Raw genomic sequence first — 14,469 nt, 5'->3', positions numbered from 1 at the left:
GAATAAATATGAAGAACCTCCTAATCCTGCTTCTACTTTTTTGCTTGCCTATAGTAGGATTAAGCCAAACAAAAGTAGGCGGTCTTGTATATGATGGTCTGGGAAATCCCATTCCTTTTGCAAATGTTGTTTTCCCCGGCTCTACAGAGGGAACTATTACAAATGAAGATGGTCGCTTTTATCTGGAAACAGATGAGAATTATGATACTCTAAAAGTTACTTTCGTGGGATTTACTCCGCGGGAGATCAAGTTAGAAAAGCGAGTAAACTACAATCTTAGTATTGTTCTGGAAGAGGAAGCCGAAACTATGGATGAGGTTGTGATCTATTCAGGAAAACAACCTAAAAAAAACAATCCTGCTGTAGAAATACTTAAAAAGATCTGGGCAAATAAAAGGCAAAACGGGCTGAGTCAATTTGATCAATATCAATATGACAAATACGAGAAAGTAGAGTTTGACCTGAATACTATTGACAGCGCTCTTATAAACAACCGTATATTCAACGGGATGGAATTCATTTTTAACCAGATGGATACTTCTAGAATTACAGGTAAGACCTATCTCCCTATTTTTATAAATGAAGCCAGTAGTAAGGTCTATGGCGACAACACTTTAAATCTAAAGAAGGAAGAGCTTTTAGGAAATAAAAACAGTGGTTTTAGTACCAATCAAACTATCATAGCTTTTGTAAATGAACTCTATAATGAGTTTAATGTTTATGATAACTACCTAAAATTCTTCGATAAAAGTTTTGTGAGTCCGCTTTCTACAACTGGTGTCAGCACATACAATTATGTACTTGCAGATAGTGCCTACATTAAGAATAAATGGTGTTACAACATTATTTATTATCCGCGCAGAAGCAATGAGCTAACCTTTAAAGGTGATTTCTGGGTAAATGACACTACCTGGGCGATTACAGATATTAACATGCAGGTTAATAAAAGTGCAAATATTAATTGGGTAAAGGAGATCTATATAGAGCAGGAATTTAAGGTTGAAAGTGACACTACTTTTTTAATAACTCGCGATTACTTTCTTTCAGATTTTGCGATTCGGAAGAAAGAAGAAAGTAAGGGTATGTATGGAAAGCGCACGACGCTCTATGATAATTATGTTTTCAATAAGCCTTTGAAAGAAGACTTTTATAAAAAGCGGCTTGAAGAATATGATGAATCTATTTATACCAGAGACGATGATTTCTGGAAAGATAAAAGACAGGAAGAGCTAAGTAAGGACGAAAAGGGCATTTATAATATGCTCGACACCTTGAAGACAGTTCCACGTTTTAAGGCATTATATGATATTGGCTCAGTACTAGTTTCCGGGTATTATGAATGGGATGCTGCTAATCTTGATATAGGACCAATATTTTCTGCCTTTGGCTTTAATGATGTAGAGGGTTTAAGATTAAGAATGGGTGCTCGTACTTATTTTAATCAAAATGACCCATGGAGGTTAGAAGGTTTTACTGCTTACGGTTTCAAAGATCAGAAGTTTAAATACGGAATTTCAGGAAAATGGCTTGTAGATAAAAAAAGCCGATTAATTGTGTCTGGGGGTTACCGTAAAGACATAGAACAAACAGGGGCAAGCCTTACCACTTCTACAGATGTGCTGGGTAGAAATTTAGCATCATCTTCACTGGTCACCGTAGGCTCAAACGACAGGCTTACGAGTCTTGAGTTGGGTAATTTTGCAATAGAAGCAGAACCAATCAAGAATTTGATTCTGCGGTCTGATATGTCTATACGTAGTTTGCAGTCTGCATCGCCTACTTTTAGTTTAGATTATTATACAGATGCTACACAAACTGTGTCTAAGCCAGATGTTAAGCAGACAGATTTCATATTAAGTGCTATTTATGAGCCGGGAAAACGTACTTCTGGTTACGGTGTTGAGCGTTTAACAAGCAATGAGTGGTTTCCCACAATTTTTGTGGGTTATACAAAGGGTATTAAAAACCTTTGGGAAAGTGATTTTGATTATGAAAAGCTGCAATTTTCATACAGACAGCCCTGGCGAGCGGGTGGCCTAGGAACTTTCACTTCTACTATAGAAGCAGGGAAAACCTTTGGTACAGTGCCGTTGGGACTACTTAGCGTGATTCCTGGTAACCAGAATTTATTTTCTATTTATGGTACCTTCCCACAGCTTAACTATTATGAATTTATTACAGATACTTACGCCTCTGTACATTTAGAACATAACTTTGGCGGAAGATTATTTTCAAGAATACCACTTCTTAAAAAGTTGAATCTTAGAGAAATTATCGGCTTAAGAGGAGCCTGGGGTGAAATTTCAGATGAGAACCAACAAATAAATGCTACAGGTATAGAATATCTGGCTCCTAATAAAAAGCCGTATTATGAATACAGTTTTGGGGTAGGGAATATCTTTAAGATTTTGAGAATTGATTTTAATTTTAGGGGGAATTATCTGGATTTACCAGATGCCCGAAAATTTGGTGTGACAGGAGCTTTAGAGTTTTCATTTTAAATAAGGAGACTGGTTAAAGAGTAAAATGGTTATGTATGGTGTTTTTTTATTCTTTTACCGAATTTCTTTGCCTTAAGGCTTGATTTAAGGTACTTTTGCCCTCCCCTGATTATAATGTTAAATACCGTATAATTAACGGAAAAAGTAAATATGACGAGAGATAAAATTACAACCTTCGATGTGCTAATAGAGATTCCGAAGGGTAGTCGCAATAAATACGAGTACGACTTTAAGCTGAAGAAAATACGCTACGACCGTATGATCTTTTCTTCAATGATGTATCCTGCAGATTACGGTTTCATTCCTGAGACTTTGGCATTAGACGGTGATCCACTTGACGTTCTTGTATTAGTTACAGAGCCTACTTTCCCAGGTTGTGTTATGGAAGTTAAGCCTATTGGCGTATTTCACATGACAGATGAAAAAGGTCCGGATGAAAAAGTAATATGTGTACCAGTAAGTGATCCTATTGCAAGTTCTGTAAATGACCTTAGTGAGCTTAACCCACATTTAATTAAAGAGATCGAGCATTTCTTCCAGGTTTATAAAGATCTTGAAAAGAAAAAAGTTGATGTAGGCGGTTGGGGTGATGTAAATGAGGCTAAAGAGATCATCATTCAATGTATTGACAGATATACAGAAAGTGATATTCCTGTAGAGGAAGTGAGTATCAAATAAGCATACAAAATATAACGAAATGAAGAAGCCGCAATAAAGCGGCTTTTTTTATTCCATATATTCAATACAAAGCCTAATAGTATAAAATTCCATCAATTTTGCTACATTAGTAGAAATCATTTAATAAATACCAAAATTTATGGAATCAAATGTGATCTACGTACCTATAGCTATGGCTATAATTGGGCTGTTATTTATGCTTATCAAGAGAAGCTGGGTCAAAAAGCAAAACCCGGGAAGTGAAAAAATGCAAACTATATCTAAGAGTATAAAAGAAGGTGCTCTTGCATTTTTGGCGGCTGAGTATAGATTGCTTTTGATTTTTGTTGTTATAGCTTCAGTTCTACTTTATATAATATCTGTTATTGTTGATACCACAAGTTGGTTAATAGTTCCAGCTTTTATAGTTGGCGCTTTTTTCTCTGCCCTTGCGGGCAATATAGGTATGCGCATTGCTACAGATGCTAATGCCCGCACTGCTGAGGCAGCAAAGACAAGTTTACCACAGGCACTTAAAGTGAGCTTTGGTGGTGGTACTGTTATGGGGCTTGGTGTTGCGGGTCTTGCGGTTCTGGGATTAAGTTTGTTCTTTATGTTTTTTGTTTCCCAATTTATGGGCGAAACAGGCGATTTTTATGAGGATATGACAATTGTTTTAGAGGCGCTGGCGGGTTTTTCGCTGGGAGCAGAATCTATTGCATTGTTTGCACGTGTAGGCGGGGGTATATATACTAAAGCGGCAGATGTAGGTGCAGATCTTGTAGGTAAGGTAGAGGCGGGAATACCTGAAGATGATCCTCGTAATCCGGCTACGATCGCAGATAACGTAGGCGATAATGTAGGTGATGTTGCTGGTATGGGAGCAGATTTGTTTGGTAGTTATGTAGCCACAGTATTAGCGGCAATGGTTCTGGGTAATTATCTCATAAGAGATATGTCTCAGGAAAATCAGTTTGTTGATGCGTTTAATAATATGGGACCTGTGCTCTTACCTATTGTGATTGCCGGAGTTGGGATTTTAGCTTCCATAATAGGTACATTTTTAGTAAAAATTTCAAGCAATACTGCAAGAGAGTCACAGGTTCAAAAAGCTCTTGACAGGGGAAATTGGGTTGCGATATTCTTAACTTTAATATCAAGCTATTTTCTAATTCGCTGGATGCTTCCCGAAACAATGGTTATGCATTTCTTTGGCGAAGGAGATAAAGAAATATCTTCTAATAATGTTTTTATTTCTGCATGTATAGGTCTTGCAGTAGGAGCTTTAATATCTGTAGTGACTGCCTATTACACTAGTTTGGGTAAAAAGCCCGTGATGGATATAGTACAGAATTCATCTACTGGTGCGGCAACTAATATTATTGCAGGTCTAGCCGTTGGTATGAAATCTACTTTTGCCTCGGTTTTGTTATTTGCTGCGGCTATTTACAGCTCATACGAGCTCGCCGGATTTTATGGTGTGGCTTTGGCGGCATCAGCGATGATGGCCACTACAGCTATGCAACTTGCTATTGATGCTTTTGGGCCCATTGCAGATAATGCGGGTGGTGTGGCAGAAATGAGTGAATTACCTCCAGAAGTGCGTCAACGTACAGATATTTTAGATTCTGTGGGTAATACGACAGCTGCGGTAGGTAAAGGTTTCGCGATTGCTTCTGCGGCATTAACTGCGCTGGCACTTTTTGCAGCCTTTGTAACTTTTACGGGAATTGACGGAATCAATATTTTTAAAGCAGACGTGCTTGCAGCATTGTTTGTAGGTGGTATGATACCGGTAGTTTTTTCCGCATTAGCGATGAAATCTGTGGGGAAAGCGGCCATGCAGATGGTGCAGGAAGTAAGAAGACAGTTTAGAGACATTCCAGGTATTTTAGAAGGGACGGGAAAACCTGAATATGGAAAATGCGTGGCAATATCTACACAGGCAGCTTTGCGCGAAATGATACTGCCTGGGTTATTAACTATAATTACACCTATATTGGTGGGGCTTATTTTTGGAGCGGAACCTCTGGGAGGTTATATGGCCGGAGTGTGTGTTTCTGGTGTAATGTGGGCGATTTTTCAAAATAACGCAGGTGGCGCCTGGGATAATGCTAAAAAATCATTTGAGGCCGGGGTTGAAATTGATGGCAAAATGACCTTTAAAGGCAGTGATGCTCACAAAGCTGCCGTTACTGGCGATACCGTGGGTGATCCTTTTAAAGATACTTCCGGACCGTCTATGAATATACTTATTAAATTAACCTGTCTGGTTGGGTTAGTAATTGCACCTATAATTGGTACTCCAACCGAATCTACTGAGCTTGTAGAACAGGAAAAGGTTGAAACATCTACTCAGGAAAAACGCACTATAGTAAATTCAGATAGTGATAAGATGGTAGTTGAATTAGAAAACATAAAATAGAACTCCTTTTATTGATTTGATGAAGCCTGTTTTTATCTTCAAACTTGGTAAGTTTTTTGGAAAATATTAAGAGAAGTTTATAATTAAAATCCAAGATGCCAGGCTGGGATTTTCTAATTTATTGAATGGTAAAAAATCTACTTAACAGACTTGGCTTAGCTAATAAAGATCCTATACAAATACATGGTTATCAAACCTACGGGACTAATGATCATCTGTATGCGATAGGACGTGCATTAGAGCACGAGGGCGTTAATCTTGAGAAGACAGACTTTTTGAGTGTTTTAAAAAATGCATTTCATCAGTTTAAAAGTGATGAACTTCCCGCCGCACGTTTAAAATTAAAACTTCCTGACAATGAGATTTTCTATACCGTAACAGATGCAGAAGGTTATTTTAAAATTGATATTACGGCATCTGGCTTAGAAAGCCAGACGAATGAAGAAGGCTGGTTACCTATGGAACTCAGTTTTGATGATGAGAATCAAAACAGATTTATCATAAACAACAATCGTTTTCCGGCAGAAATGGTAATACCTTCAAAGAAGGCGGAGTATGGTGTAATAAGTGATATTGACGACACGATTCTGCAAACAGGGGTAGCTTCACTTATGAAATGGAGGGTGATTCTAAACACGCTGTTTAGAGATGTAGGCAGGAGAACTCCCCTAAAAGGAGCGGCAGAGCTCTATCAAAAATTTCATTTGGGCAAGTCTGGCGAAGCTTCAAATCCACTCTTTTATGTGAGTAATAGTCCGTGGAATTTGTACCATTATCTTCAGGCTTTTATCAAGAAAAGTAACTTTCCTAAAGGATCTATATTACTTCGAGATTTTAGAACACCTTTTGACAGAACTCCGCAGCCCGAAAAACCACATAAGCAACATGAAATTAGAAATATTCTAAAGACATATCCACATCTAAAGTTTGTGCTTATTGGAGATAGCGGGGAACATGATGCCGATATTTACATTGAAATAGCAGAGGAGTATCCAGATCGTATTCTCGCTATATACCTGCGCAGTGTAAATCATGAAAAAAGAGTTTTTCGCGTACGCGGACTTCTTGAAAAATTTGAGTTAACACCTGCACTTTTGATAAGTGAAAGCGCAGTTGCCGAAGAGCATGCTCGCGAGTTAGGACTTATTCAATAGTTTTTATTGAACCTGCTCAACTACAAAAAAACCATCATTTCCCTGAGATTGATAGAGAGGCATAAAAATAAATGCATCCCATTTACTTTTTACTTCCTCCCCATTATGTTGAGCCAGTAGCTCTCCTTTTTTAATTGGCTGAAAATTTTTATAGCCTGGCTCCATTTTAAAATTATCATCATCTTTGAGTTCGTGGCGATAGAGAATTTCAAAAGTTTTCTGGTTAGTTTTAAGTTTTTCAAGCTTAGAAGCTGCTTCGGGATAAGTTGACAGTTTATTTAAATTAAGAGAACAGGCTCTTGCAATAGCATGCCAAATAATACCTTCGTGATTGTCTACAGCTTCATCACTCTCATGTTGACCACCTTCAAATACAAATCCCGTAAGCCCTGTTCTGCTCATATAATGATCTATGCAGCCTGAAACGATATCTGAGAACCCACGAATAATATAAGGCGGAAATTGATGAGCCCAATCATCATTATCATGTACTTCCTGCACGGAAATATAGGGAGCGCTAGCAGATGAAGTTGTATGGCAATCTAAAAAATAACGCTTGGTAAAGTCCTTTTCAGGGAAATCCTGAAGCACTTTTATTATAGAGAACATTTCTTCTTTCTCATGCGTATTTTTAACCTTGTCGTTTATATTTCTCTCTGTCCATGTACGGTTGAGGTCTTCATCAATGTACCTTACATTTTTATTTAATGCTTTGCGATTGCCAGTGACCCCTACTATTGTGCCTTCTATTTGAGGCAAACTATGTTCTAGCTCTTTAAAAACTTTTTTTAATGCAATTACACCGCTGGGTTCATTACCATGAACTCCGGCAGTAATGAATAGCAAGGGACCTTTTTTGCCACTTGAATATTCACCAAGTATTCTGGGATATTTATCTTTCATGAAAATGTTATTAATGCATTGAAGCCAGTTCTTTATTTGTAAGGCTGTTTTTATAATATTTTTTATACTCTACTTTGCGTTCTATGGCTTGTATAACAGTATCAGTAAAATCTGGTAGACCTATTTCTTCACAGTAATCTAAGCCGCCGGGGCTTAAAACATTGATCTCAATAAGTTTATCATCTACTACATCAAGGCCTACAAAAAAGAAGCCATCGCGGATGAGTTTAGGAGCTGTGAGTTTGACTATTTTTTCGATTTCAGGAGTGAGTTCTGCAGGTTCTGCTTTAGCACCTAAAGAGAGATTACTTCTAAATTCAGCTTTATCTTTATTAACACGGCGTATAATAGCTTTTTTACCACCTTCTTCTAAAATTCTGCCGTTCATTAAGATCACGCGTATATCACCTTCACTTACTTTAGGTAAGAATTCCTGAGCTATGATATATCCTTTTGTAATTAGAGCAGTAAAGATTTGATTGAAATTTTTCTTTTCTTCATCTATAAGATATACATCTTGCCCTCCAGAACCTTCAAGAGGCTTGAGAACCATTTTTTTACCAGATTTTTTCCAAAATTGAAGTAGATCTTCCTTATTGCGGGTTATTAAACTATCTGGTTTTATAATTTGCGGAAGCTCTTCAAAGTATAGTTTATCTATAAATGAATGAGACATAGCATTTGCATCATTAAGCACGAGAACTCCTTGCTGCTGTATCATTCTGGCGAAAGCTATCGCGCTATGTTCTGCCCAGTGCCTGTCATCTGATTCTTCAGTAGGATTATTTCTTAAAAAAAGAACATCCAGATCTGCAGAATTTTCTGTAGTATACGGTATAGTATCATCTTTTACCTGATCAAAGAATTCTTCAACATTGTTGTACTTGAGAGATTTAGGTATTTTTTTGCAATGAAGATTTAAAGGAGCGCCGTGTACAAAATTGAAGCCTCCCACGTTCATTACATATACGTCATTCCCGCGTTCATAAGCCTTTTTTAATAAGACAACCGAAGTGCCACACGGCTCAGTCTCTATATCACTAATTACAAAACATATTTTCATTTTCATATCATTTTAGAGAGTGCAATTCCTTCTTTAAATGCCCTCATTTTAGGTTGAAATTCTTTGGTTTTTAAATATCGCGGCTTTATAGTTGCCGGTTTTAGTAAGTTGCGTTCTGTGAGATTTTTTATTAGGGGAGCATGTTTTATAGAATATTTACCGGCCAGAAGAGGTTCTAATTCTCCACCGCCACCTAAATATTCCTGTAGCTCAACCAGACCTTTTAAATAAATAATATCTTTAAGAAAACCACCTCCCTGAAACATCCTGGACGTAATATTAAAAGCTCGTTCTTTTGCAAATCCATATTCAAAATGAAGTAGGTTAAACATTGATTTAAAATCTGCTCCATCAATCAAAGCTGCTCCTGCTACAACCCGTCCTGCGAGTATGCGTAAGCGATTGCCAGAAAGACCACCGCCCAGATATTCAGCTAAAACAGCCATTCCTTCCTGAGTAGCATCATAATCTGCAAATCCTGCTGCTAACTGACTTAGAGTTTGCCGACTCCCATTATAGTACGTAAGCGCATGCGTGCCTATCTCGTGTTGTATAAGTGCCTGTGCTTCCTGCGGGGACATTTTATAGTCTTCAGGAAGATATAATTCGCCCTGAGAAACCATAATGATGTTTACATCTTTACGTATATGTATAGTACCATTATAATCTGGCGACTGCTCCTTAAAATATTCAAACTCTTCTTCAGCTAATTTTTTAAAATCGTGTGCATCTAAGAGATTTTCTTCTGCAGAAGACTGATTTTCGGGAATATTTTCCAGAATTAATTTTGCTTGAGCTAAAATATTTTTAGGTACATCTTTATGTAATCGTATGCTGCTATAAAAAAAGTTTCTAGAGCCTCGTTCTTTTAGCATGGTAAGTTCCTGATCAATTTCCTCCCTTTTTTGATCATAGAGGTAGGCCAGGGCAGGATCATCAATTTCATCAATACGCAGATTATATAATCTTCGTTTTAAAATATCAGGATCAATAGGTAACAGCCGATAGTGATATGAATTGATTTCCTGAAAATTAGTTTCAAAAAACCGATCTCTTAGCGATTGTATATTTACCGGCGCCACAAGCAGCAAAAACTGGTAAGAAGATTGAATAGCAGTGATTTGCTTGTCAATTTTTAAAACTTCTTCATGTATTTCTCGTTTCCCGAGAGCATTATAGCTTGATATTTTTGAAGAAGTCTGTACGCGAATAAATTCAAAAATGGCTTGTTGTACTGCTTGGGCAAAGCTTTCGCGAAAGCTTTTAAAGTAAAGAGGATACACGTGACCTTTGCTATCACGATAAACAGGTGGTATCTCAATACCCACCAAAGTCCCGCCTCTTTCCTTGATTTCTTCGATATCAAAAAGAGGCTCACTCTCTTTTAACTGTCTTTCTTTAGTTTGCTCAATTCTCGTTGTAAGCCTGACGTCGTATCTTCTGCTGTCTATCTTCTCAAATTCAGTTGCCAGAACATTTAAAGATGCAGGTAGTTTATGCGATGGTCCCTTGATAACAAATTCAGTGCTGCCTGTTTTTCCACTATATATTTCGATAAGAATAAAAGAACCAAAACGAGCTGCCATTTTCTCTGTAAGTTCTACGAGAAAATGTCTAAAATAGTCAAAGTTATCCTCACCTATTATAAGATATGAAGCACTGGTACGAGCCAATCGTAAAGTAGCATCATCTTCAGGTTTTTTGCGATAAATAAGGAGGGAGGGTACATCATGTTCTAAGAACAGAAAGCCGCCATGAGGTAGAGAACGCACTGTTCTTTTGCCAGGTTCTAGGTCATCTAAAATAGATTTATCATCAAGTATGGAATGTGTTGTACTCAATCCAATCGTTTTTTTGAAAATTATGATAGGTCAAATCTATTGCGATTTGCTATCGTGCTGTGCATTTTCAAAATACGCAAAAACCCTATCGAAAAATAGGGTTTTATTGAGTTTAAGATATAATTTAGACAGTTTTGGCTATTATTTAATAGGCCTACAGAGCTTTTAGCTGTCTAGAATAAACCGTGTAATTCTGCGTCTATACGGTTAATAATATTACCCAGATCTTCAGGGTTATCTACAAAGTTTATGTTGTCTACATCTATTATGAGCAAGTTGCCTTTGCTGTAATCATGTATCCAGGCTTCATAACGCTCGTTAAGTCTGCTTAGGTAATCTATAGAGATGCTGTTCTCATACTCCCGACCTCTTTTTTGTATCTGTGCAACAAGATTTGCGATAGAACTTCTTAAATAGATCAAAAGATCTGGTCCTTCTACAACGCTTTCCATCAGATCAAAAAGTGAGCGATAATTATTATAATCACGATTTGTTAATAACCCCATTGCGTGCAGGTTAGGTGCAAAAATATGAGCGTCTTCATAGATCGTACGATCCTGAATGACATCTTTGTTTCCTTCACGAATGTCTAATAACTGTCTAAATCTGCTGTTTAAGAAATAAACCTGCAGATTAAAAGACCAACGCTCCATAGCGTTATAAAAATCATCCAGATAGGGGTTGTCTACTACATCCTCAAATTGAGGTTGCCAATTATAATGTTTGGCCAAAAGCCGCGTAAGGGTCGTCTTTCCGGCACCAATATTGCCAGCAATGGCTACATGCATACGTTTAGGTTTTAGGTAATTTTAATTGGTAAGTTGTGAGATTTTCACGGCGGTAAAGATATAGGATTTCGCCGGTCCAGTAAAACTGTTTTACATCATTTGTGGCGATATTAAGCGGTGTAAAATTCTCACTATCCTTTTTTTTATAGAATAAGTCTTCTGCAGATAATCCCAGAAGATTCTCATTGTTTTCAATTAGAGCATTTAATCCCACATTTTTAAACTTGCTTACAAGACTCCCGTAACTATTGTATTGAAGTATAAAGTCAGGCGTCGCCAGCCAGCAATAATTAAAATTTGTAGCGACTGTAACGATCCTGTTTTTAATAGGTGGCGATACGGTTTTTACTGTATTTGTGCGATAATTGAATAATTCAAGCTGTTGCAGGTCAATATTAAAGACCCACAGTTGGCGGTCATTTGCCGTTCTTGCTAAAGAAACATTTCTATATTCTTCAAGTTTGTTAAAATCTACGCGAGTGATCTCATTGAGGGTATTGTCGAGAATCACGGCCGTATTAAAATCCTGATAAAACAAAGTGATCCTTAACGGATTGATGATATCTACACTTGTAATTGCTCCCAGTTGAATATCGCTAAATTGAAGTGTTTTTTCAGCATTAATCTTATATAAAACTGCCCCTGACGTAGCATATAAATTGCTGTATTTATCTACACCAATAAATTTTTCAGCTTTAAGCGAAATAGAATCCAGCGGTAAAACCTCCGTTTTTTGAGCAAAAATCGGGTGAGAAATGACAAAAATCAGAAAGATGAGGATCCGCATAACGCGAAAATTACAAAAAAATAGAGCTTGGCTGTTAGTGGTGAATTGTACTTTTCGATAAAGAGCACTGTTTTATTTTCGCTGAAAGCTTTAAACTCCGTTGCCCACCCTTTGTTTATAAATATCAACAAACCAACTTATAGCCAAAACCGCGCACATTTAAAATCTGAATACTGCTGTCTTTACTTATTTTTTTACGCAGCTTGCTAATAAAAACATCCATACTGCGAGCATTAAAAAAATCGTCGTTGCCCCAAAGTTTGTTCAGTATAAGAGAGCGATCAAGCACCTGATTCTTATTCTTTAGAAGGTGAAAAAGCAAATGCGCTTCCCGGTGGGTGAGTAATTCTTTTTCTTCAGTTTTAAACTGAAGTGTTTGTTTAGGAAAATCAAATTTGAAATCACCAAAAATTAAAACTTCGGCATTTTTCTGAAGCTTTGTGCGGCCAATAAGATTATGAATGCGCACGATGAGCTCTTCCATACTAAACGGCTTTTTCAGGTAGTCGTTACCACCTATGGTAAAACCCTCTACGACATCGCTGGTTTGTGATTTTGCTGTTAAAAATATAATAGGAATATCACCATCCTGCTGTCTTATTTCTCTGGCCAGAGTAAAGCCATCTTTTTTAGGCATCATTACATCGAGCACGAGCAATTGTGGTTTTTTGCTTTTATAGAATTCTAACGCTTTCTCACCGTCTTCGACTAAATGAACTATAAAGTCTCGAGTTTCCAGACTTTCTTTTACAATCTGTCCCAAAGCTGGTTCATCTTCGGCAAGGAGAATGTGTATTTTTTCAGGCATTTGGGATTGTGATTATAAAATTGGTGTTTCCGTTAATTACAACGCTGATCGTACCGCCGTGTTTCTCGATGATTTTTTTGGTATAGTACAAGCCGATGCCGAAACCTTTTACGTTATGGGTATTTCCCTTAGGTACGCGGTAGAATTTTTCAAAAATCTGTTTCGCTTGCGCGAAATTAAGCTCATTCCCGTTATCTGCGATTTTTATCAAAATCTCCCGATTTTTAGCTTCTACAGCCACTTTTATGAGGTTTCCGCCATATTTTACGGCATTGTCAAGAATGTTATTTAAAGCGTTTTCTAAATGAAAAATATCTGCATTTATCCAAATATTTTCACGTAAGCTTTCAAAAATAAATTCTTTTTGGGGCGCTAAGGATTGGTGCTTCTTGATTAAAGTTTGCAACAATTCTATAAGCGAAACTTCTTCTTTGTTGAGTTGCAGATTGTCGCCGTCTAGAGTTGCGGTTTCTAGGAATTTCTCGACCATTGTATTGAGTTTACCCAGCTGCAAGGTTGAGGTTTGTACATATTTTTTGGTCTTTGCAGGATCGTTCTCTGTATTAAAATTGCTAATACCTTCCAGCGCTACACCTATTGTTGCAATTGGGGTTTTAAACTCGTGTGTAATATTGCTGATGAGGTCATTTTTAACTTCGGCCAGTTGTTTTTGCCTGTTAATAATGCGCAATAAAAACAGCAGGCAGGCAATTACAGCGGCGATAAGCAATGTTGAAAGCAGGATGCCTAAAAGGTTGCGCTTTAAAATTGTAAAGGTCTCGTTATTAAAAAATAATTCTAGTTTGCTATCGCGAGGTAACCAGGTAGATTTTGCCGTGGTACTTAGTAATGCTATCTTATTAATTTGTGGATTTATTTGCTGTATAACACTGTCTTTTTGCGTATAAATAAAGCCATAATCTACTTCAATATTTTTTCTTGTAAGTTGGTTTTTGATGAGACTATCCATTTTATCGATCTGGAGTGTGTCTTCATTTATTGAGATTACTATACGCGAAGTCAGGGACGTCCATTTATGTAGTAAACTATCTTCCTTATCTTTTTCTTCACCTTCTATTCCGCTTCTAAAACTTTGCATTTTAGAGATGTTATGCCCGTTGGCAGCATTGGTAAAGCTATCTCTGTTTACACCTTTATGAATGGTGATAGATTTTATCGAATTTCTTTTTAATGAATCTAAGCCCTTAAATCCTTTATTCGAAATATCTATTTTACTAAAAAGCGTGTCTAAAACAGCTGAAGATTCGTCTGCTTCGGTATCATTTTTCAATATAAATCCCACTGTATTTTTTTTAGCGAGAATAGAATAATAATCATCTACGGCATTATCAAGGCTTATCTGCGCTTCATTTACCAATTGCTGCCTGGCAGATTGGTAGTTCTTGTAATTCCAATACACCTGAATGGCGAGAGTGATTGCGATCACCCCGGCAATAAAATAAATAAGCAACTTGTAATTGCGGTTTTGCATGGTTTAAAAGTAAGCGGAATTTTTAAGCTGCTCGTTTTTCCTTAACACTC

11 protein-coding genes are annotated in these 14,469 nt (G+C 37.2%); 4 read left to right on the top strand and 7 right to left on the bottom strand.

The annotated features are described in order from the left end of the window. Positions 1 to 8 precede the first annotated feature (8 nt). From ACH3O9_RS05435 to ACH3O9_RS05420, 4 genes are all read left to right on the top strand, one after another. The gene (locus tag ACH3O9_RS05435) at positions 9 to 2,501 is read left to right on the top strand and encodes a DUF5686 family protein (protein ID WP_416445057.1); all 2,493 of its coding nucleotides are present in this window, start codon (positions 9 to 11) and stop codon (positions 2,499 to 2,501) included. 150 nt (positions 2,502 to 2,651) lie between these two features. Next, entirely contained in the window at positions 2,652 to 3,179 is a 528-nt protein-coding gene (locus ACH3O9_RS05430) for an inorganic diphosphatase (protein ID WP_416445055.1), read from the top strand. Positions 3,180 to 3,318: 139 nt separating this feature from the next. Next, on the top strand, positions 3,319 to 5,583 hold the full coding sequence (locus tag ACH3O9_RS05425; protein ID WP_416445053.1) for a sodium-translocating pyrophosphatase: 2,265 nt from the start codon (positions 3,319 to 3,321) through the stop codon (positions 5,581 to 5,583). A gap of 125 nt (positions 5,584 to 5,708) precedes the next feature. Next, positions 5,709 to 6,737, top strand: coding sequence for an App1 family protein (locus tag ACH3O9_RS05420; protein ID WP_416445051.1), 1,029 nt, complete (start codon positions 5,709 to 5,711; stop codon positions 6,735 to 6,737). Between the two features lie 3 nt (positions 6,738 to 6,740). Here ACH3O9_RS05420 and ACH3O9_RS05415 read toward each other — a convergent pair whose 3' ends face one another. From ACH3O9_RS05415 to ACH3O9_RS05385, 7 genes are all read right to left on the bottom strand, one after another. Further along, on the bottom strand, positions 6,741 to 7,640 hold the full coding sequence (locus tag ACH3O9_RS05415) for a succinylglutamate desuccinylase/aspartoacylase domain-containing protein (RefSeq protein ID WP_416445049.1): 900 nt from the start codon (positions 7,638 to 7,640) through the stop codon (positions 6,741 to 6,743). A 10-nt stretch (positions 7,641 to 7,650) separates the two neighbouring features. Further along, the gene (locus tag ACH3O9_RS05410) at positions 7,651 to 8,703 is read right to left on the bottom strand and encodes a glutathione synthase (RefSeq protein ID WP_416445047.1); all 1,053 of its coding nucleotides are present in this window, start codon (positions 8,701 to 8,703) and stop codon (positions 7,651 to 7,653) included. Between the two features lie 2 nt (positions 8,704 to 8,705). Beyond that, on the bottom strand, positions 8,706 to 10,544 hold the full coding sequence (locus tag ACH3O9_RS05405) for a flavohemoglobin expression-modulating QEGLA motif protein (RefSeq protein ID WP_416445045.1): 1,839 nt from the start codon (positions 10,542 to 10,544) through the stop codon (positions 8,706 to 8,708). A 173-nt stretch (positions 10,545 to 10,717) separates the two neighbouring features. Next, entirely contained in the window at positions 10,718 to 11,332 is a 615-nt protein-coding gene (locus tag ACH3O9_RS05400; RefSeq protein ID WP_416445043.1) for a deoxynucleoside kinase, read from the bottom strand. Positions 11,333 to 11,336: 4 nt separating this feature from the next. Next, positions 11,337 to 12,119 (bottom strand): hypothetical protein, encoded by a 783-nt coding sequence (locus ACH3O9_RS05395; protein WP_416445041.1) that lies wholly within the window; start codon positions 12,117 to 12,119, stop codon positions 11,337 to 11,339. Positions 12,120 to 12,243: 124 nt separating this feature from the next. Beyond that, positions 12,244 to 12,927, bottom strand: a complete 684-nt coding sequence (locus ACH3O9_RS05390; protein ID WP_416445039.1) for a response regulator transcription factor — start codon at positions 12,925 to 12,927, stop codon at positions 12,244 to 12,246. Next, on the bottom strand, positions 12,920 to 14,419 hold the full coding sequence (locus ACH3O9_RS05385; protein WP_416445037.1) for a sensor histidine kinase: 1,500 nt from the start codon (positions 14,417 to 14,419) through the stop codon (positions 12,920 to 12,922). Before ACH3O9_RS05385 ends, ACH3O9_RS05390 begins: the two co-directional genes overlap by 8 nt. Between the last annotated feature and the right edge of the window lie 50 nt (positions 14,420 to 14,469).

This window comes from Leeuwenhoekiella sp. A16, assembly GCF_047946675.1.
Classification (GTDB): Bacteria; Bacteroidota; Bacteroidia; order Flavobacteriales; family Flavobacteriaceae; genus Leeuwenhoekiella.
Note: the sequence above shows the minus strand (reverse complement) of the source record. Positions and strands in the feature narration are given on the sequence as shown.

What these genes read in the sequence shown, in the direction of transcription:
- ACH3O9_RS05410 (WP_416445047.1), bottom strand. Translation starts at nt 8,703, where the DNA reads ATGAAAATATGTTTTGTAATTAGTGATATAGAGACTGAGCCGTGTGGC.
- ACH3O9_RS05400 (WP_416445043.1), bottom strand. Translation starts at nt 11,332, where the DNA reads ATGCATGTAGCCATTGCTGGCAATATTGGTGCCGGAAAGACGACCCTT.
- ACH3O9_RS05435 (WP_416445057.1), top strand. Translation starts at nt 9, where the DNA reads ATGAAGAACCTCCTAATCCTGCTTCTACTTTTTTGCTTGCCTATAGTA.
- ACH3O9_RS05395 (WP_416445041.1), bottom strand. Translation starts at nt 12,119, where the DNA reads ATGCGGATCCTCATCTTTCTGATTTTTGTCATTTCTCACCCGATTTTT.
- ACH3O9_RS05430 (WP_416445055.1), top strand. Translation starts at nt 2,652, where the DNA reads ATGACGAGAGATAAAATTACAACCTTCGATGTGCTAATAGAGATTCCG.
- ACH3O9_RS05425 (WP_416445053.1), top strand. Translation starts at nt 3,319, where the DNA reads ATGGAATCAAATGTGATCTACGTACCTATAGCTATGGCTATAATTGGG.
- ACH3O9_RS05420 (WP_416445051.1), top strand. Translation starts at nt 5,709, where the DNA reads ATGGTAAAAAATCTACTTAACAGACTTGGCTTAGCTAATAAAGATCCT.
- ACH3O9_RS05390 (WP_416445039.1), bottom strand. Translation starts at nt 12,927, where the DNA reads ATGCCTGAAAAAATACACATTCTCCTTGCCGAAGATGAACCAGCTTTG.
- ACH3O9_RS05385 (WP_416445037.1), bottom strand. Translation starts at nt 14,419, where the DNA reads ATGCAAAACCGCAATTACAAGTTGCTTATTTATTTTATTGCCGGGGTG.
- ACH3O9_RS05415 (WP_416445049.1), bottom strand. Translation starts at nt 7,640, where the DNA reads ATGAAAGATAAATATCCCAGAATACTTGGTGAATATTCAAGTGGCAAA.